Annotated in this window: 20 protein-coding genes and 1 tRNA gene; 15 read left to right on the forward strand and 6 right to left on the reverse strand. The window is 63.6% G+C overall.

Annotated elements, in window-relative coordinates; genetic code table 11:
- Positions 1-12 precede the first annotated feature (12 nt).
- From O3305_RS19465 to O3305_RS19495, 7 genes are all read left to right on the forward strand, one after another.
- A complete protein-coding gene (locus tag O3305_RS19465) occupies positions 13-1,050 on the forward strand; it encodes an N-acetyltransferase DgcN family protein (protein ID WP_269574003.1) in 1,038 nt (345 codons plus the stop codon).
- Positions 1,047-2,174, forward strand: a complete 1,128-nt coding sequence (locus O3305_RS19470; protein WP_269574004.1) for a hypothetical protein — start codon at positions 1,047-1,049, stop codon at positions 2,172-2,174. The genes O3305_RS19465 and O3305_RS19470 overlap by 4 nt, the downstream gene beginning before the upstream one ends.
- Positions 2,171-3,745 carry a serine hydrolase gene (locus tag O3305_RS19475; protein WP_269574005.1) on the forward strand — a complete coding sequence of 525 codons (1,575 nt, stop codon included), beginning with the start codon at positions 2,171-2,173 and terminating at the stop codon, positions 3,743-3,745. The genes O3305_RS19470 and O3305_RS19475 overlap by 4 nt, the downstream gene beginning before the upstream one ends.
- Positions 3,742-4,935 carry a dipeptidase gene (locus tag O3305_RS19480; RefSeq protein WP_269574006.1) on the forward strand — a complete coding sequence of 398 codons (1,194 nt, stop codon included), beginning with the start codon at positions 3,742-3,744 and terminating at the stop codon, positions 4,933-4,935. The genes O3305_RS19475 and O3305_RS19480 overlap by 4 nt, the downstream gene beginning before the upstream one ends.
- 607 nt (positions 4,936-5,542) lie before the next feature.
- Positions 5,543-5,629 (forward strand) — tRNA-Leu (locus O3305_RS19485).
- A 165-nt stretch (positions 5,630-5,794) separates the two neighbouring features.
- Positions 5,795-7,060: a tyrosine-type recombinase/integrase gene (locus O3305_RS19490; RefSeq protein ID WP_269574007.1), complete on the forward strand. Its 1,266-nt coding sequence runs from the start codon at positions 5,795-5,797 to the stop codon at positions 7,058-7,060.
- A 490-nt stretch (positions 7,061-7,550) separates the two neighbouring features.
- A complete protein-coding gene (locus O3305_RS19495) occupies positions 7,551-9,623 on the forward strand; it encodes a catalase (RefSeq protein ID WP_269574008.1) in 2,073 nt (690 codons plus the stop codon).
- 95 nt (positions 9,624-9,718) lie between these two features.
- On the opposite strand, the gene O3305_RS19500 is transcribed toward O3305_RS19495, so the two are convergent.
- The 3 genes from O3305_RS19500 to O3305_RS19510 form a co-directional block, all read right to left on the reverse strand.
- Positions 9,719-10,228, reverse strand: a complete 510-nt coding sequence (locus O3305_RS19500; protein WP_269574009.1) for a hemerythrin domain-containing protein — start codon at positions 10,226-10,228, stop codon at positions 9,719-9,721.
- A 159-nt stretch (positions 10,229-10,387) separates the two neighbouring features.
- Positions 10,388-11,650: a cation:proton antiporter gene (locus O3305_RS19505; protein ID WP_269574010.1), complete on the reverse strand. Its 1,263-nt coding sequence runs from the start codon at positions 11,648-11,650 to the stop codon at positions 10,388-10,390.
- A gap of 20 nt (positions 11,651-11,670) precedes the next feature.
- A complete protein-coding gene (locus tag O3305_RS19510; protein ID WP_269574011.1) occupies positions 11,671-12,762 on the reverse strand; it encodes an extracellular catalytic domain type 1 short-chain-length polyhydroxyalkanoate depolymerase in 1,092 nt (363 codons plus the stop codon).
- 408 nt (positions 12,763-13,170) lie between these two features.
- Between O3305_RS19510 and O3305_RS19515 the strand changes: the two genes are divergently transcribed.
- The 5 genes from O3305_RS19515 (at position 13,171) to O3305_RS19535 (ending at position 15,134) form a co-directional block, all read left to right on the forward strand.
- Positions 13,171-13,299, forward strand: a complete 129-nt coding sequence (locus O3305_RS19515) for a hypothetical protein (protein ID WP_269574012.1) — start codon at positions 13,171-13,173, stop codon at positions 13,297-13,299.
- 40 nt (positions 13,300-13,339) lie between these two features.
- The gene (locus tag O3305_RS19520) at positions 13,340-13,612 is read left to right on the forward strand and encodes a hypothetical protein (protein WP_269574013.1); all 273 of its coding nucleotides are present in this window, start codon (positions 13,340-13,342) and stop codon (positions 13,610-13,612) included.
- A 168-nt stretch (positions 13,613-13,780) separates the two neighbouring features.
- On the forward strand, positions 13,781-13,987 hold the full coding sequence (locus O3305_RS19525; protein ID WP_269574014.1) for a cold-shock protein: 207 nt from the start codon (positions 13,781-13,783) through the stop codon (positions 13,985-13,987).
- Between the two features lie 71 nt (positions 13,988-14,058).
- Positions 14,059-14,964 carry a transglutaminase family protein gene (locus O3305_RS19530; protein ID WP_269574015.1) on the forward strand — a complete coding sequence of 302 codons (906 nt, stop codon included), beginning with the start codon at positions 14,059-14,061 and terminating at the stop codon, positions 14,962-14,964.
- Positions 14,964-15,134, forward strand: coding sequence for a hypothetical protein (locus O3305_RS19535; RefSeq protein WP_184000639.1), 171 nt, complete (start codon positions 14,964-14,966; stop codon positions 15,132-15,134). The genes O3305_RS19530 and O3305_RS19535 overlap by 1 nt, the downstream gene beginning before the upstream one ends.
- A 27-nt stretch (positions 15,135-15,161) precedes the next feature.
- On the opposite strand, the gene O3305_RS19540 is transcribed toward O3305_RS19535, so the two are convergent.
- Positions 15,162-15,416, reverse strand: a complete 255-nt coding sequence (locus O3305_RS19540) for a hypothetical protein (RefSeq protein ID WP_184000638.1) — start codon at positions 15,414-15,416, stop codon at positions 15,162-15,164.
- A gap of 314 nt (positions 15,417-15,730) precedes the next feature.
- Between O3305_RS19540 and O3305_RS19545 the strand changes: the two genes are divergently transcribed.
- From O3305_RS19545 to O3305_RS19555, 3 genes are all read left to right on the forward strand, one after another.
- On the forward strand, positions 15,731-16,090 hold the full coding sequence (locus tag O3305_RS19545) for a YegP family protein (protein ID WP_269574016.1): 360 nt from the start codon (positions 15,731-15,733) through the stop codon (positions 16,088-16,090).
- 199 nt (positions 16,091-16,289) lie between these two features.
- Positions 16,290-16,511 carry a hypothetical protein gene (locus tag O3305_RS19550; RefSeq protein ID WP_269574017.1) on the forward strand — a complete coding sequence of 74 codons (222 nt, stop codon included), beginning with the start codon at positions 16,290-16,292 and terminating at the stop codon, positions 16,509-16,511.
- 154 nt (positions 16,512-16,665) lie between these two features.
- On the forward strand, positions 16,666-16,905 hold the full coding sequence (locus O3305_RS19555; protein ID WP_269574018.1) for a hypothetical protein: 240 nt from the start codon (positions 16,666-16,668) through the stop codon (positions 16,903-16,905).
- Between the two features lie 244 nt (positions 16,906-17,149).
- Here the strand turns inward: O3305_RS19555 and O3305_RS19560 are convergent, their stop codons facing one another.
- Complete coding sequence (locus O3305_RS19560; protein WP_269574019.1) at positions 17,150-17,350, reverse strand: helix-turn-helix domain-containing protein; 201 nt, start codon at positions 17,348-17,350, stop codon at positions 17,150-17,152.
- Positions 17,347-17,559: a DUF2274 domain-containing protein gene (locus O3305_RS19565; protein ID WP_269574020.1), complete on the reverse strand. Its 213-nt coding sequence runs from the start codon at positions 17,557-17,559 to the stop codon at positions 17,347-17,349. Before O3305_RS19565 ends, O3305_RS19560 begins: the two co-directional genes overlap by 4 nt.
- Position 17,560: the final 1 nt, after the last annotated feature.

Consider the following 17,560-nt stretch of genomic DNA (forward strand, 5'->3'; position numbering starts at 1 on the left):
GGAGCCACAGGAATGAATGCGCCCTTCGGCGCGCGCGGCACCGCGCTGGTGCTGCCGCAGCCTTATCTTCTCTTCCTCGGCGACACGACCGAGCCGGGCTTCGCCAAGACCGCGTTCGGCCTGCGCGACTGGGCCGGGGACAAGTGCGTGGGCGAGTTCGCGTGCGGGGCCTCCGTATCCACCGGCCTGCCGCGCTTGAGCCCCGCGGAGGCGGTGGCACAGGGCGCCAGGGGGCTGGTGATCGGCGTCGCCAATCCTGGCGGCGTGATCCCGCCTTCCTGGCGCCAGTCGCTGGTCGAGGCACTGGAGGCGGGGCTCGACATCGTCTCGGGCATGCATGTCCGCCTGGCGGACATTCCGGAAGTCGCGGAAGCGGCGATGCTGCTCGGCCGCCGGCTGATCGACATCCGCGTACCCCCGGCCGAGATCCCGGTCGCCACCGGGCGCAAGCGCAGCGGCAAGCGGCTGCTCACCGTCGGCACCGATTGCGCGCTCGGCAAGAAGTACACCGCGCTGGCTCTGGCGCGTGCGTTCGAGGCGCGCGGGCTCGACACCAGCTTCCGCGCTACCGGCCAGACCGGGATCATGATCGCCGGCGGCGGCATGCCGATGGACGCCGTGATCTCCGATTTCGAGGCGGGCGCAGCGGAGATGCTCTCGCCCGATGCCGATCCGGCGCATTGGGATGTGATCGAGGGGCAGGGGTCGCTCGCGCATCCGGCCTATGCGGCGGTGTCGCTCGGCCTGCTGCACGGCAGCCAGCCGGACGTATTCGTCGTCTGTCACGAGCCGGGCCGCACCGTGATGCTCGGTACCGCCGGCTATACGGTGGCGAGCATCGAGGAGATCATCGACCTCACCACCGCGCTCGGCCGGCGGACCAATCCGGCCATCCGTTGCGGCGGCGTGAGCTTCAACACGTCGGCCTTGGGGGAGGCGGAAGCGCTGGAGATCATGGCCCGCGAGAGCGAACGCCTGGGCCTGCCCGTCGCCGATCCGGTGCGCGGCGGTCCGGCGTTCGCCGCGCTGGTCGAAAGCTGCCTCGCATGAGCGCCCCGGCAGCAGGATCGAGCTGGTTCCAGCGTTTCCTGCTACCGGGCTTCGCGATGAAGGCCGTCATCATCGGCGGCGGCTATGCGACCGGGCGCGAACTGGCGGAATATTTCCTCCCCGCAGGGCCTTGGGGCGGGTTGGCAGGCATGATCCTCGCGATGCTGCTGTGGAGTGCCATCGCCGCCGCGACCTTCGCCTATGCGCGCCTCGTCGGCGCGCTCGACTATCGCACCTTTTTCGCCAATCTGCTCGGCACCGCCTGGATCGCGTTCGAGGGCGCCTACATCCTGTTCGTCGTGCTGATCCTCGCCGTGTTCGGCGCGAGCGCGGGCGCTATCGGCGCGGCGATGTTCGGCTGGCCGGTGTTCGTTGGGACGCTGGCGCTCGCGCTTGCCATCCTCGCCACTGTCGCGCTCGGCAATTCGGCGGTGGAGGGTGTTTTCAAGTACGTCTCCTTCCTGCTCTATGCCGTCTATGCGATCTTCCTCGCGCTGAGCCTGTGGCGCTTCGGCGACCGCATCGCCGACGGCTTCGCGACGCCCGCGCCGTGGAGCGGCTGGGCGAGCGGCGGGCTCACCTATGCGAGCTACAACATCATCGGCGCCGTGGTGATCCTGCCGGTCCTTCGCCATCTGACCAGCACGCGAGACGCGGTGGTCGCCGGCCTGATCGCCGGGCCGCTGGCGATGCTGCCGGCGATCCTGTTCTTCACCTGCATGGTCGCCTTCTATCCCGGCATCGGCGCCGAGACGCTGCCGTCGGACTTCCTGCTGCGCCAGCTCGACGTGCCCATTTTCCACTGGGCATTCCAGATGATGATCTTCGCGGCGTTGCTCGAAAGCGGCGCTGGGGCGGTGCATGCGATCAACGAGCGGGTGGCGGGGGTGGTGCGCCGGCGGCGCGGCGTGGCGCTGGGAGCAAGGGCCCGGGCCGCGATCGCCGGAGTGCTGCTGCTCGTCTGCATGTTTGTCGCCGACCGGGTCGGACTGATCGCGCTGATCGCCAACGGCTACCGGTTGTTGGCGTACCTGTTCCTCGCCGTGTTCGTGTTGCCGCTGCTGACCGTCGGGCTGGCACGGCTGCTCCGTCGCTCCGCCATTCCCCAGGAGACTGCCGCATGAAGCTGCGCCATCTGCTCGCTCTGCCGTTGCTTGCGCTCGCCACTCCGGCGCTGGCCGATCCGCCTGGTGGGCTCGATGCCAAGGTAGAAGCGCTGCGCAAGGCGAGCGGTGCGCCGGGCATTGCGGTGGCGATCGTCGAGCATGGCAAGACGACGCTTGCCAAGGGCTGGGGCTTTCGCAAGCAGGGCGAGCCGGCGAAGGTGGATGCCGACACGATCTTCCAGACCGGATCGACCGGCAAGGCGTTTACCGCCGCCGCGCTCGCCATCCTGGTTGACCAAGGGAAGATCGGCTGGGACGACAAGGTGATCGATCACATGCCCTGGTTCCGCATGTACGACCCTTGGGTCACGCGCGAGATGACGATCCGCGACCTGCTCGTCCACCATTCGGGGCTTGGGCTTGGGGCGGGGGATCTGCTCTTCGTCCCGCGCGGCAGCCTGTCGCGCAAGGAGACGGTCAAGCGGCTCGCCTATATCAAGCCCGCCACCAGTTTCCGCTCCAGCTATGCCTATGACAACATCCTCTACATGGTCGCCGGCCAGCTGATCGAGGAAGTCAGCGGCAAGAGCTGGGAAGACTTTATGACCAGCGAGGTCCTGAAGCGCGGCGGCATGAGCAGCGCCACCGCCACCTATGAGGCGCGCTGGGCAACTGCCGACCGGGCCTTCCCGCATGCCCGGATCGGCGGCGCGGTGCGCGGCGACGGCCCGAACTCGGTGCTCGACGAGCGCGAGGAACTGGGCCGCGCGGCGATGCCCGCGGGAGGGCTCGCGCTCAGCGCCAACGACCTGGCGCAATGGCTCAAGATCCAGCTCGGCCACGGCGCGCTTCCCGGCGGCGGGCGGCTGTTCAGCGAGACCCAGGCAGCGGAGATGTGGAAGGGAGTCACGGTCCAGCCGCTCACGCCCTATCCGGGCAGTCTCGCGCCGCTGACGCCAAAGTTCAGCACCTATGCGCTCGGCTGGGAGGTCGAGGACTATAAGGGCGCGCGGATCATTTCACATGGCGGTGGGGTGTTCGGGTCGATCACCCATGTGATCCTGCTCCCCGACCAGGATGTCGGTATCGCGGTGGTGGTCAATTCCGAGGACGTGGCGTTGCTGCGCGGCGTCGCGCACATGCTGGTCGACCATTATCTCGGCATCCCCGATCAGGACTGGCCCAGGCGCTTCGGCGAGTTCATGACCAACCGCGTGGAAGGCGGCAAGGCGGCGCTCTCGGCAGTCAAGGCCGCGCCTGCCAAGGTCGGGCCAGCCTTGCCGCTCGAACGCTATGCCGGCACCTATCGCGATCCCTGGTACGGCGATGTCGCGGTGACTGGGGGCGCCGACGGGCTGCGCATCGACTTCAAGACCACGCCGCGCATGGCCGGCAAGCTGCTCCATTGGCAATATGACACCTTCGTCACCCGCTTCGACGACCAGGCGATCGAGCCGGCCTATGTCACCTTCGCGCTCGATGCCGATGGCAAGGTCGCGCGCGTGACGATGAAGCCTGAAAGCCCGATCGCCGATTTCAGCTATGACTATGGCGATCTCGATCTGCGTCCGGTGGAAGACAAGAAATGACCAAGCGCCTCGTGTTCCTCGCCCTGCTGCTCTCCGGCTGCGTGACCGCGCCGCAAACAGGTCCGGCGGCGCCCCGGGCGCACAAGGACTTCCTCGTGCTCGACACCCATCTCGATACGCCGCTGCATTTCGCCCGGCCGGGCTGGAGCTTCGCAGGCCATCACGATCCGGCGACCGATCTGGTGCAGGTCGATATGGAGCGGATGGAGGCCGGAGTGCTCGAGGGCGGCTTCTTCGCCATCTATACCGAGCAGGGGCCGCTTACCCCCAAGGGCTATGCCGATGCGCTTGCCTATGCGCGCGGTCGCTCCGACCTGATCGATTCCACGCTCGCGAAGTTCCCCGACAAGATCGGTCCGGCGCTGACGCCCGACGATGCGCTACGGCTGAACCGCGACGGCAAGCTTGTCGCGTTCAAGAGCATGGAGAATAGCTACGAGCTGGGCGAGGACCTCTCGCTGCTCAAGGAATTTCACGATCGCGGGGTGCGGCTCGCGGGGCCGGTGCATGGCGCCAACAACCAGTTCGCGGACAGTTCGGGCGACAAGCCCAGATGGAACGGCCTCTCTCCCCTCGGGCGTAAATGGGTGGCGGAGATGAACCGGCTCGGCATGGTGATCGACGCCAGCCACGCGTCCGACGACACGTTCGACCAGATGCTGGAGCTGTCGAAAACGCCGCTGCTCCTGTCGCACTCCAGCGGCCGCTGGGCATTCGATCATCCCCGCAACCTCGACGACGAACGTATCCGCAAGCTGGCGGCCAAGGGCGGGGCGATCTGCGTCAGCACCATTTTCCTGGCGAACATGAACATGACGCCCGAACGCGCGGCGCTTTTCACCCGGTACGAGCATATCTCGGACCTGTCGCCTGAGGAACAGGTGGAGCTTGTCCGGAAATGGCGGGAGCTCGACAAGACCCAGCCGATCTGGGGCAAGGCCGATTTCGAGCGCTACATGGAAATGGTCCTCCACGTGATCAAAGTCGCCGGGGTGGATCATGTGTGCTTCGGCGCTGACTGGGATGGCGGCGGCGGTCTGCCGGGAATCGACGACATCTCGATGTTGCCGAACGTGACCGCACGGCTGCGTGCCGCTGGTTATTCAGACGCTGATCTGGACAGAATGTGGAGCGGCAACATCCTTCGCGTCGTCGGCGAGGCCCAACGCTACGCTGCCGTTTCGCACTAAGGAAATTCGGGTATCGGCTGGGCGTTTACGGCCAAAGTCAACGATAAGGCGCCAGGAACGAGCAGGCGGCAGGGCAGCTTTCCCGCAACTGCTCCGGATATCTCGTCAGACACCTTCGTAATTCGGAGGTCACAGGTTCGAGTCCTGTAGGCGGCGCCATTCATTTTGCAGTAGTGAAACAAGGGCGATCGGGCTTCGGGCCGGGCGGCGGGCCATGGTCTCCGCTTCGCCGGCATGCGATGCCGGTCGCGCCTCGGCCAACATCGATTGTTGGCGCCTGGAGCCGGGCGACGGCCGGCCGCAGCGGGTGGCTGTCGTGGCTAGGCTGCATTCGCGTTGACCGCGGCGGCGCGCGGTGGTTTCCCGCTCAAATCTCCCGGCTTTCCCGTGCAGGGCGCGGGCCGCGGTCGAATGCCGCCTGGGCGCTTCTCCGGGTGCGTTCGCTACGGCGCCGGAAGGCGCTGTGCCGGCATTTTGCGTGGGGAGGGTGAGCGGCGCGGGCGGGCAAGCCCGGCATTTTGCGCAGTGCGATAAAATGATCCGCAAAATGTTTTCGTGGCTGTTGACAGGGGATTGTGTCCCCCGTAGAGGCGCTCGCCTACCCCGTGCCCAGATGGCGGAATTGGTAGACGCACCAGCTTCAGGTGCTGGCGCTCGCAAGGGCGTGGAGGTTCGAGTCCTCTTCTGGGCACCATTTTCCCCGTCCGGTGACGTCCATGAGCGTCGCGTAAGCGGCTGGGGAAAAACGCTTTTTTCAAATATCTTTCCGACGAGATTTGGGCGGGTCCGCCGAGATACCACCAATTTTGGTGGTATAAATCGGCCGTGGATTCGCCCGTTTTCGGACGGAGATACCACCATGGCACTTACCGCACTTGCCATCAGAAACGCCCAGCCCAAAGCGAAGCAATACAAGCTCGGCGACGGGCGTTCCCTCTTCCTCCTGGTGATGCCGAACGGCGCCAAATACTGGCGCTTCCGCTATCGCTTTCTCGACAAGCAGAAGGTTCTCGCGATCGGCGTATGGCCCGAGGTCAGCCTGGCCGATGCTCGCGCCAAGCGCGACTCCGCGCGCAGGATGATCGACGACGGCGTCGATCCGATGGTCGAGAAGAAGCGCCGGAAGCTTCGCGCCCAGATTGACGCGAACGTCACCTTCAAGGGCGTCGCTGAGGAATGGTTCGTTAAGATCACGCGAGAAGAGCGCGCCGAGGTGACGCTCAGCAAGGTCCGCTGGCTGCTGGAGAAGGTCTATCCGTTTCTCGGCCACCTCCCGCTTCATGAGATAGAGGTGCAGGAGGTGCTCGCCGTCCTGCGCAAGATCGAGGCGACGGGCCATTACGAAAGCGCGCGCCGTATGCGCAGCGTGATCAGCCGCGTGTTTCGCTATGGCATCGCCACCGGACGGGCGAAGGTTGATGTCGCGCGCGACCTGCGCGGGGCGATCATCGTTCCCAAGACCAAGCACTTCGCCGCGATCACCCGCCCCAAGGAAGTCGGGCAGCTTCTGCGCGACATCGACGATAGCGCGGGCAGCGCGATCACGAGGTTCGCCCTTCGCATGACGCCGCACGTCTTCGTGCGCCCTGGGGAGCTGCGCCGGGCCGAATGGAGCGAGTTCGACCTCGAGCGTGCGGTGTGGTCGATCCCGGCCGAGAAGATGAAGATGCGTTGGCCGCATCAGGTGCCGCTTTCGCGCCAGGTGCTCGACCTGCTCGACGAGATTCGGCCGCTGACCGGCCATAGCCCTTATGTGTTCCCGGCACTTCATACCTGGAAGCGCCCGATGTCTGAGAATACCGTCACGTTCGCGTTGCGGCGTATGGGCTACAGCGGCGACCAGATGACTGCGCACGGCTTCCGCGCCATGGCGGCAACGCTGCTGAACGAGATGGGACTATGGAACCCCGACGCGATCGAACGGCAGCTCGCCCACTTGGAGAATAACGGCGTGCGACGCGCCTATGCGCGAGGCCAGTACTGGGAGGAGCGCGTGCGCATGATGCAGCACTGGTCGGACTATCTCGACCAGCTTCGGGGCAGCGATGACGGCGGTACGTTTGCCGACGACAGCAAAGTGGTCACGGTCGATTTTGGTGGTCGATCGAGGCGATCATCGCGATGAGCAAGCAGATTTCGCCGTCGGTGCGAGCCGACGGCGGCTTCGCGCCCCAATCTCGGACGTTCGGCTTGACAGCCGACAAACCCGAAAGCCGTCTTTGTTTAGGCGATGGCTGAAAGGCCCGTGGCCTACTGCCGCCTAACCTGTTTGATGGCCCGTCTTTGCGGGCTGCGGTTTTCAGGTCAGCGCGCCTAAGTTACGCTACCGATCACATACGCACCAAATCATACAGGCTGAGTGAGTGCGCAGGCCGGTGTCGTGGCGAACGCTAAAGGTCAGTCGACCCATTATCGGCGACCCGCTGCCGCGCCAATGCCAGCACAATCTCACGCAACTGCCGAGCCCGCGTCAGCTTCATGCATACTGGCTCGTATCTTCGCACTTCAGCTCGACCTCCACGGGGGAATCGCATTAATCTGCAGCAAGTTCGCCAAATCGACGGACCCTTGGTGCGGCACCGCCGGTTGAACCTCCGACAATCAGGAGCGGGCACATGGCGACGAATACCAGGCAAAGCGGCGATGGCGGCGAGACACACCAGATCGCCGGTGACGGCACGGAGGTGCTCACCACCAATCAGGGCATTGCGGTTTCCGATAACCAGAACAGCCTGAGGGCGGGCCTGCGCGGCCCGACGCTACTGGAGGATTTCGTCCTTCGCGAGAAAATCTTCCACTTCGATCATGAACGTATTCCCGAACGCATCGTCCACGCCCGCGGCACCGGTGCGCATGGCTTTTTCGAAGCGACCGACGATATCTCGGACCTGTCCAAGGCAGCGCTGTTCACCAAAGGCGAGAAGACCGAGGTCTTTGTGCGCTTCTCGACCGTCGCCGGTGGCGCGGGATCGGTCGATACGCCGCGTGACGTCCGTGGCTTCGCGGTCAAATTCTACACGCGCGAAGGCAATTGGGACCTGGTTGGCAACAACATCCCGGTCTTCTTCATCCAGGACGCGATCAAGTTTCCCGACCTCATCCATTCGGTGAAGATGGAGGCGGACCGCGCCTATCCGCAGGCCGGCTCCGCGCACGACACCTTCTGGGACTTCGCGTCGTTGATACCCGAGACGACGCACATGCTGTTCTGGGCGATGTCCGACCGCACCTTGCCGCGCTCGCTCCGGATGATGGAGGGCTTCGGCATCCACACCTTCCTGCTGGTCAATGCAGCCGGCAAGGCCAGTTTCGTCAAGTTCCACTGGAAGCCGAAGCTCGGGATCCAGTCGACGATCTGGGACGAGGCGCTCAAGCTTCAGGCCGCCGACAACGACTATCACCGTCGTGACCTGTTCGAAGCTATCGACACGGGTGATTTTCCCGAATGGGAGCTCGGCATCCAGGTGTTCGATCAGGCATTCGCCGATGCCCAGCCCTATGACGTACTGGACTCCACCAAGCTGATCCCCGAGGATGATATTCCCGTGCGGATCATCGGGCGGATGGTGCTCGATCGGAACGTCGATAACTTCTTCGCCGAGACCGAACAGGTCGCCTTCTGCCCCGGCAACATCGTGCCCGGCATCGATTTCTCCAACGATCCGCTGCTGCAGGGGCGCCTGTTCAGCTATCTCGACACGCAGAAATCGCGGCTTGGCACCGCCAATTTCCACCAGATCCCGGTCAATGCGCCCCGCTGCCCGATGGCGAACTTCCAGCGCGATGGCATGATGCAGATGGCGGTGCCCAAGGGGCGCGCCAACTACGAGCCCAACAGCCTTGCGGCGCATGGCGAGGAAGGCGGGCCGCGCGAATGTCCCGCCAGCGGTTTCGCCACCAGCACCGCGCCTACCGGCCGGGACGAGACAGGCGACAAGCTGCGCGTACGGAGCGAATTGTTCGCCGACCATTACAGCCAGGCACGGATGTTCCTCGCCTCACAGACCGAAAGCGAGCAGGCGCATATCGCCTCGTCCTTCGTGTTCGAACTCTCCAAGGTCGGGTTGCTCGACCAAGTACCGGGCCGGATGGTCGCCAATCTTCGTAATGTCGATGAAGCGTTCGCCAAACGGGTGGCTGACGGTCTCGGTATCCCGCTGCCGCCAAAGGCCACGGCCGCGCGCGAACCGGTTGAGATCGCGCCGTCCGATGCGCTGTCGATCCAAAAGAACATGAAGGACACGCTCGAAGGCCGCGCGATCGGCGTGCTGATCGCAGACGGTACCGACGCCGCCGACCTGAGCACGCTCATCGGCGCGATCGAGAAGGCCAAAGCCAAGGCCGTGATCGTCGCACCCAAGGTGGGCGGCGCGACCTTGTCCGACGGCAAAGTGCAGAAGGCCGACGGGCAACTCGCAGGGACGCCATCGCAGATCTTCGACGCGGTGGCGGTGGTGCTTTCGGAAGAAGGTTGCGCGGCACTGATGAACGAAGGTGCGGCAGTCGAATGGGTGATGAACGCCTTCGGTCACCTGAAGGCCATCGGCGCCAGCGACGCGGCAAAGCCGCTGCTCGACAAGGCCGGTATTGAGCCCGACGATGGCGTTACCGGCTTGGATGACGGGTTCGTGCCAGCCGCAGCAAAACGCTTCTACGCTCGCGAGCCGGGTCTCAGAACGCTCGCATAACGAAGCGCCGACGCTGCGATCGAAGCAGGTGGAAATGATACGGGCGGGCAAAGGGTTCGCCCGCCCGTATCACGAGGCGTCTTTGCAGTTTGCGATCAGACCGTGACGTCGGTCATCGTGGTAAGCTCCGGCTTCGGCAGCCCACTAGCCTTATAGGTGGCGAGCAACTCGGTCTTGCGGGCGAGCAGCTGTTCGCCCAGCGCGTCCATATCCAGCCCGGCCTTGCGCGCCTGGGCGAACATGCCTTCCATGCGCTGCTCTTCCTCGCCGACATGGTGCTCGATCTGCTCGGACAGCACCTTCACCTTGGCATCGTAGAAATCGTCACTCGGCGCGCCGGCTTCGATTTCGGCAATTAGCACCTTGGCGCCGTCATGCTCGACATAGGCTTCCTTGAGCAGGTCTTCCTCGATCTTGCCCTCGCAGGCCGGGTAGAAGATTTCCTCCTCGATCTTCGCATGGACGGTCAGCTCCATGCAGATCTGCATCGCGATCTTCTGCTTCTTGCCGTCGCCCGAAGCTCCTTCGAACTGCTCGAACAACGCTTCCACGGTACGGTGATCGGCCTTGAGAAGGGCGATTGCATCTTTCTTGGTGTCAGCCATGTTATTTCTCCTGAGACGAAGATCAAACAGGATGAAAAGAATATACGTTCCAAGAAATTTCCTGTTGCGAGTCGTTAGCATCTCATAGGGATCGCAATTATCTATTTGACTGATCTGGATCATTATTTTCAATTGCAGGCTTATCGACTAGCCACATTACTAATCTGAACCAGCAGTTTTCCTACGCTGCCACCGGTCCATCAGCTGGAGTGACGGGGTCACCGTGATCCCGTGCAGCAGGATCGAGGCGAGCACCACCGCACCGACCGTCGCCCAAAGGCGGCGCGGATCGGGGAAATTCGCGTGGTTTAGGGCGAAGGCCAGATAGTAGATCGATCCCATGCCGCGGATGCCGAAGAAGGAAATCACCAGCTTCTCCCGCCAAGGCAATCTCGTCCCCGCCAGGCCGATCATGCCCGCCACGGGCCGCGCGACGAGCAGAACTCCGGCCACGAAAAGCAGCATCGGCCAATCGAACGGCGCGAGCAGCCCGCTATAGGTCACGATGCCGCCGAACAGGACCAGCAACGACATCATCAGCAGCCGCTCCGCCTCTTCGGCAAAGCCATGGAGCCGCTCCTGATAGTCATGGTCCCGGCTCGCGTTGCGCAAGGCGAGTGCCGAGACGAAGACCGCCAGGAAGCCGTAACCGCCTAGCATCTCGACCACGCCATAGGCGAGGAAGGTGGCGGCCAGCGCGACGAAGCCGTCGCCAGTGCGGGAGATGTTGGCGCGGTTGGGAAGGTGGAAGGTAAGATAGCCCAGCCCCCGCCCGATCGCATAACCGGCGGCCACGCCGAGCAAGGTCTTCCAGAGCAGGTCGCGTGCCAGCCAGGTGAGAGCATCTCCCGCACCGAAGCTCGCCGCGCTCAGCGCGATCGCCAGATAGACGAACGGAAATGCCAGGCCGTCGTTGAGACCGGCTTCCGAAGTTAGAGCGAAGCGCGCTTCGTCCTCGCCGCCTTCCCCGGGACCATTCACCTGGACGTCGCTCGCCAGCACCGGGTCGGTGGGTGCCAGCACCGCGGCGATCAGGAGCGCGGCAGCAAGGCCGAGACCCAATATCCCCGAGGCGAGACCGGCAACGATCAGCATGGTGATCGGCATGGCGATGCCCAGCAACCGCCAGGTCAGCGCCCAGCGGCGCAGGCCAATCAGCCGGTCGATCTTGAGACCCGCGCCCATCAGCGAAACGATAACGACCAGCTCGCTCAGCCGCTGTACCGTCACCGGGAAGGCAAGCGGGTGGACTGCGAAAGGGCGCAGCGCCGGAAGTGCGAACAGTGCTGCGCCGGTGGCAACGCAAAGGATGGGAAGCGACAGCGGCATCTTGCGCAGCAGCATCGGCAACCACGCTGTCATCAGCACCAGCACACCGACCCCTGCGATCAACTGGATGTAGAGGTCGTGCGGTGGCTGCATGGAAGCTCCTTCCGGCGCGATCAGCGCATCAACCCGGCTGCCCTCAGCGCTTCCTCGATTATCCGCCCGACTCCCGTGCCGGTATCTGCCTTGTCGAGCTGCCTACCCTCTATCCTGGCGGTTTCCCGGACCCGAGAAGGCGCGCGTGCGGCCCCGGTCCCGATCAGCCCCCAGAAGCGCGCGATATGGCGCGTGGAGGATATGCCGGCTTCCAGCATATAAGGTCCCGGCACTCCGCAGGCGTCGGAGCCCGAGGTGCTGAGCGGCGTGCCATGCCCGAGCCCGGCAATGCGATATTCCTCGATCACTTCGCGGCCTGCGGCGTCCCGCCAGAGGCGATGGGTATGGCCTTCGACGGCATCGGTTTCGCAGGGAGACTCTGCAACGCCGTGCAGCCGGCGCCACTGCTCGAGGATGAGCGCGGCATTTGCGGGGCTGACCGTCATGTCGCTGATGCCGTGCCATATCGAAATACTTGGCCATCGGCCGGCATGGGCGGACGCCGCCGTCACCAGCGCTCCCAGCGCGGCCCCGCTCGGACCGCCCTGCGCGCGCATGCGGTCCAGAGCCTGTGGGATCGACTCCGCGGTGCCATAGGGCAGACCGGCGATGATAGCGCCGCCGGCGAAGACCTCCGGATAGGTCGCCAGCATCACCGAGGTCATCGCACCGCCGGCGGAGAGGCCGGTCACGAAGACGCGAGCCGGATCAAGCCGGTGTGTGGCGATCATCGCCGCCACCATCTGGCGGATCGACAGCGCCTCGCCGGCGTCACGCCGGGTGTGGTCCCGGCTGAACCAGTTGAAGCAAAGGTTCGCGTTATTGGCGCGCCGCTGCTCAGGGAAGAGCACCGCAAAACCCTGTTCGTCGGCCAGTTGGGACCAGCCCGAGCCGCGATCATATGCGGCGGCATCCTGGGTGCAGCCGTGCATCACGACGACGAGCGCTGCATTTTCTCCCAGGCTCGCCGGCACATGGCAAAAGGCTCGCAGTGCGCCGGGGTTGGACCCGAAGTCGCGCAGTTCCGTGAGCCGGCTCGCACCCGTCGGGATGATATTCTGCCCGGCGCGCAACGCATTGAGGTGCTTTATCGTGTCGTTCAGGGGTCGCATTTGGCGTTCTCCTGGCCACGGCGGAAGCCCTGACAATGCAGCAACCGTCCCTGGCCAGGCCAATTGCTGCAGCGCACAATATCAGGCCGACTGTGGCCGGGCACAACCCATGCTGGCTGAGAAACTGCGATTTACCGGGGTCGGGGTGGCGTAACCGCCATTGGCACCCCACATAACTTGTATCGCACCGCCTGCCATGAGCCTGGGTGCGACTGAGAGTTCATGCTCCCGCTCTGACGTGGAGCACCTCCATGCAGATTTTCCCGATAGTTGCGCCCAGCGCCGAGCACGCGCGACCAAGCGGCGCGCCTCCTTGCCCAAGCCCTGGCACCCCGACGCAAATGCGTCCGCGGCCTCGCTTGTCCATTCGCTTCACACGCATCTGAAACCGTCAGGAAGGAACTTTGCATGGCCAAGGGTCAACGCCGAAGCAACAAAGAGGCTCGAAAGCCCAAAAAGGTCGCGGCGCCGAAACTGGTGCCGGTCAGCGCAGCCTTGAAAGGCACACCGCTGGTGCAGCCTCTCAAGAAATCGTGATGCCAGACAGCGTCGCCTCCTCAAGCGGAAAGACCGATCCATGCAACCGACTGCCATTTTCTGCCGCGCGGAAGAGGCGCGCCAGCGCGCCCTGGCCGGCACAGCCAAGCTCGAGAACGTAAAGCGCATTGCGATTGTGGCAGCAGCCGCATGGGCAAAGGAAGGCGCTGCCGCCGAACATCGCGAGGCCCGCAAGCTGCGCTCTCAGGAAATCGCCCGGGCTGGGGTGATGAAGGACGAACCGGCGTTCATGGAAGATCGCAACTTGAGCGAAAATCCGGATCGCGCCCTCTATAATCGCGAATTTGCATAGGGATATATCTGGTGTAGCCATTGTAATGCCAACCAGATCGACCATCTTAGACTAGCTGTCGTCGCTTGCGACGGAAATTGATGCCTTCGGGCGGATCTTCCTTTTCTCGCTTCCTGGCTCGGATTGCATTTGCGGTCCGGCACTTCATTTTTGCGAAAGGAACAGATCATGCCTGTCGGCACCGTTAAATTCTTCAATAGCAGCAAGGGCTATGGCTTCATTTCTCCCGAGGACGGTGGAAATGACAGCTTCGTGCATATCAGCGCCGTCGAACGCGCCGGCATGACGACGCTCCAGCAAAGCCAGCGCCTCTCCTATGAGGTGGAATCGGATCAGCGCGGAAAGACGTCGGCAGTGAACCTGCAGGAAGTCTGATGCCGCAGTGCGGCAGCCCGGAATTCGGTCTGCCGCACACTGCTCGCGCTAGCCAGCAAGGGTGAGCGTGTATGCGCCTGCACATCTCCCACACCACAAGCTACACCTATCGCGATCCGGTCGTGCTGCTGCCGCATCGCGTGATGTTGAGCCCGCGAGCCTCCCCGGTCCTCAACCCGATCGTCACCCAGCTTCACTGCACGCCTGCCGCCGAACTGGCATGGACACAGGATGTGTTCGGCAATTTGATCGCCACCGCATCCTTCTCGCACCTGGCCACCCGGCTCGAAATCCACAGCCTGCTGGTGGTCGAGCAGACCGCCGATGCCTGGCCCATTTTCAATATCGCACCGCACGCGCATAGCTACCCCTTCCGCTATTCCGAAGAGGAACAAAGCGATTTGGGTGGGCTGCTGGCGCCGGTCCATCCCGATCCTGGCGGCCGCCTGGCGATCTGGGCTCGCGCATTGGTTCGCTCCGACCCCACCGACACGCTGGCCCTGCTTCAGGATGTGAGCGCCGCCAGCCGGAACGGCGTCGCCTATGCCGCGCGCGAATCGGAAGGGACGCAGCTTCCCGGCGCCACGCTCGATCTGGGATCGGGCTCCTGCCGGGACATCGCCATGCTCTTCATCGAAGCGGTGCGGCACCTGGGCTTCGCCGCCCGCGCAGTGTCCGGCTATATCTTTGACCCGCTGACAGATGACCCCGGCGGAGGGGAGCGCCAGCACGGCGCAACCCATGCCTGGGCAGAAGTCTATCTACCCTGTGCCGGATGGATCGCCTTCGATCCAACCAACGGCCGCATGGGAGAGGCCAATCTAGTGCCCACCGCAGTCGGACGCGACATCGCCCGTCTGCGCCCCGTGGAAGGGCATTATCTCGGCCCGGCTGCAGCTTTTCTCGGCATGACGGTGGAGGTCATGGTTTCCGCCGATCCCCTGCAAAGCACTGCGAGCAACCCAGGAGGTGCATGATGGAACCCAGACTGATCGCCGCCTACAGCCTGATGCTGGTCATCACCCTGCTGGTCGCAGGTTTCATCGCGTACCGCATCTATCATGGGCGTGCCCGTTCCTATCACCGGCGGTTGCGGAAAGAAGCACGGATCCATGCGGGGCGCCACCGCGGCGAGCCACACCCTTGATCCGCGCGGTCGATTAGCGCTCCGAGATCACGACGCGGACAATAGAGCTTCGGTACGCATCGCCGCGAGTTGCGCCGTCAACTGCCGCAGGACGCGTGCGCGATGTTGGTAGGTGTTATGCCGGACGCCCATCCGCCCGGCGACATAATCCCGCGAGAAGGAGGCAGACATGTCGCGAAGGCTTGCTTCCAGTGCATCGGCTTCCAACTGGAGGGCCGTCGGATCGGTCGAACGCGTTGGTGTTCGCATATTCGCGCCCGTAATCGGCGGGTAGATGCTCATGGTTTGTCTCCGTCACTGAGCGGGAGCGCGAAGCATCTCTCGGTCGCGGCCGGGCTCGTGGCAGGTGGCGCGATAATCCTGATATGGGGGCTGCGGCCGGATTACCAATGGATGCCGATACTGTGGCTAACATTCTGACGGAAAAGCCCTAGCCCGCGACCGCTCCTCATGCTGCCGGCAAGTATTCCGGCACGCATCATGGCCAGGCAAGGCGAATGCATGTACAAAGCGCGGATCGTCGACTCATCCGCTTCGCAAGCGCGCGACGCCCGAGAGAAATTCAATTGCTCCCGCTTGCCCACGGGAGAAATCATGTGTCGACCAATTCCATATTCTGCGAACTGAAGCGGCCCCATGCCGCGGTCACTGACCTGCCTGCAGATGTTTCGGAAGCACTTCTCAGCGTCTCCGCCGCAAACGATAGCGGCCGCCCGGAGGCGGACGGACAATGCTATTTCGAAATCTATCGTGCCGATGAGGTGCGTCTTACCTCCATCCTGATGGCGGGCGGCGACTGGCGGTGGCAATTTCGCTCGGGATCCGGTGCGCTGCTGGCGACCTGTGCCGGCTATACGAGCGAACAGGAATGCACCACGGCCGTAGTGGCTCTTCGCAGCGGCGCCGGTAGCGCGACGATCCTGGGCGGAAGAGGTGCCAGTCTGGGATTTAGCTGACTTGGAGTGACCATACCGGGCCGCCCAGGATCATCAGGCCTGTGCATCCGCCCACGCCACCATGGAGGCAGCTCGGTTCCGTTCATCGTTCTGGCGGCTTCCTGTCCCGCGCGGCCGACGCGAGCCGCCTGTTACAAACCAACTCTGCTTCGCCGAGAAGTAGGGCGGATACAGTCAAGAAGCTTGAAAGGAAGCCTCCATGTCCCGCGCGTTGAACATTGATGCCACCGTTGCCGATGTAACGGCGATGTCGGCCAAACATGCCGCCGTCATCAGTGCAATCGAGCCGTTGCTGCCGCGGGGAACCCACGTCGTCTTCATGAACGCCAAAGATGCAGCCACTATGGCGCAGGCCTATGGCTCGCGCGTCCTCAGTGGAGCGGTTAAGCGTGCCCCTTGGGCGTCGCGCCGAGACATTTAATCCCGCCCCATCTCAAGACCGGTGGATTACGGAAATGCGCATCATTTGATTATATTTAATATGATAATTGTGATATGCTGTACCCATAAAGGGCGACTCGCCGGGCAACCTTGACTTGAGATCATCGTGCTCCGTTTTCACGGGAGCGTGCACGATGACTATGGAATATTACACAAGGCGGCTGAAGGAATCTTTGGCTGCGGCGAAGGCTGCGACAGAGCCCACTTCCCGGATCGCCCATGAAGGTATGGCAAAGGCCTATCGCGGATTGTTGGACGCCGTGGTGGTTCCTCTGGGGCAAACCTGGCGCAAGATCCGCCCTGAAACGCGCGACGATCAACTGCGCAAGGCGCTTGACGATTGGGAAAATGAAGGTGGCGGGAATCGCAAATAGTTCAGCCGTTCGGGTCTAATGACTTTCTGTCTCCGCAAGTGTTAGCTTCCTGATCTGAGAAGGATTGTGAGAAGCTTCTGAAGTCCGACGCTAATGGTCGTTCGGCTGGCCCTCTCCCTAATGGCAGCTATTGCGGACTGGCTTCCAGGAGCGGTCAGGCAGCAAACGGCCCACTACCGGTCGTTCAAGCGCCCGTGCCTCCGGCTGCCGTCAGGCCCGTACATGGCCCGCCAGCGCATAGAGGTTAGCTCCGCTCGAACAGCCGCTTCAGGCTGGGATAGAGGATGAAGGTCGATCGCCCGATCTTCACCGTCTCGATCGTCCCATCGCCGATGAGCTCGTAGATCGTAGAGCGACAGATGCCGGTGATCCTGACGGCGGTGGAAATCCGTACGCTGATCGGCTCCAGCGTTGCTTCATCGGGCTCCAGAGCATGCCGGCTCATTTCGACCTCCCCTTGCTGAACGCGCGATCGCTTTCGAGGAACGCCGCGAGTATCGCCGGGATGAGATCCGCGATCGGCTCCTCCCGGCCATAGGCCTGGGCGTAAAGCGCCGCATATGCGACGAGCGCCTGATGGAGGTCCGGCATCACCGAGATGCCGAGCTTGACCGGCATGCGATCGGGAAGTTGCGCAAGTTTGAGTTCGGGCATC

Source organism: Sphingomonas sp. NIBR02145, from assembly GCF_027359115.1.
GTDB lineage: Bacteria > Pseudomonadota > Alphaproteobacteria > Sphingomonadales > Sphingomonadaceae > Sphingomonas > Sphingomonas kyeonggiensis_A.

Coding starts and splice junctions, on each gene's coding strand:
- O3305_RS19500 (WP_269574009.1), bottom strand. CDS start 10,228: ATGGCTGACACCAAGAAAGATGCAATCGCCCTTCTCAAGGCCGATCAC.
- O3305_RS19560 (WP_269574019.1), bottom strand. CDS start 17,350: ATGAGCCGGCATGCTCTGGAGCCCGATGAAGCAACGCTGGAGCCGATC.
- O3305_RS19495 (WP_269574008.1), top strand. CDS start 7,551: ATGGCGACGAATACCAGGCAAAGCGGCGATGGCGGCGAGACACACCAG.
- O3305_RS19535 (WP_184000639.1), top strand. CDS start 14,964: ATGGAACCCAGACTGATCGCCGCCTACAGCCTGATGCTGGTCATCACC.
- O3305_RS19465 (WP_269574003.1), top strand. CDS start 13: ATGAATGCGCCCTTCGGCGCGCGCGGCACCGCGCTGGTGCTGCCGCAG.
- O3305_RS19520 (WP_269574013.1), top strand. CDS start 13,340: ATGCAACCGACTGCCATTTTCTGCCGCGCGGAAGAGGCGCGCCAGCGC.
- O3305_RS19540 (WP_184000638.1), bottom strand. CDS start 15,416: ATGAGCATCTACCCGCCGATTACGGGCGCGAATATGCGAACACCAACG.
- O3305_RS19490 (WP_269574007.1), top strand. CDS start 5,795: ATGGCACTTACCGCACTTGCCATCAGAAACGCCCAGCCCAAAGCGAAG.
- O3305_RS19505 (WP_269574010.1), bottom strand. CDS start 11,650: ATGCAGCCACCGCACGACCTCTACATCCAGTTGATCGCAGGGGTCGGT.
- O3305_RS19480 (WP_269574006.1), top strand. CDS start 3,742: ATGACCAAGCGCCTCGTGTTCCTCGCCCTGCTGCTCTCCGGCTGCGTG.
- O3305_RS19470 (WP_269574004.1), top strand. CDS start 1,047: ATGAGCGCCCCGGCAGCAGGATCGAGCTGGTTCCAGCGTTTCCTGCTA.
- O3305_RS19525 (WP_269574014.1), top strand. CDS start 13,781: ATGCCTGTCGGCACCGTTAAATTCTTCAATAGCAGCAAGGGCTATGGC.
- O3305_RS19515 (WP_269574012.1), top strand. CDS start 13,171: ATGGCCAAGGGTCAACGCCGAAGCAACAAAGAGGCTCGAAAGCCCAAA.
- O3305_RS19510 (WP_269574011.1), bottom strand. CDS start 12,762: ATGCGACCCCTGAACGACACGATAAAGCACCTCAATGCGTTGCGCGCC.
- O3305_RS19530 (WP_269574015.1), top strand. CDS start 14,059: ATGCGCCTGCACATCTCCCACACCACAAGCTACACCTATCGCGATCCG.
- O3305_RS19565 (WP_269574020.1), bottom strand. CDS start 17,559: ATGCCCGAACTCAAACTTGCGCAACTTCCCGATCGCATGCCGGTCAAG.
- O3305_RS19475 (WP_269574005.1), top strand. CDS start 2,171: ATGAAGCTGCGCCATCTGCTCGCTCTGCCGTTGCTTGCGCTCGCCACT.
- O3305_RS19555 (WP_269574018.1), top strand. CDS start 16,666: ATGACTATGGAATATTACACAAGGCGGCTGAAGGAATCTTTGGCTGCG.
- O3305_RS19550 (WP_269574017.1), top strand. CDS start 16,290: ATGTCCCGCGCGTTGAACATTGATGCCACCGTTGCCGATGTAACGGCG.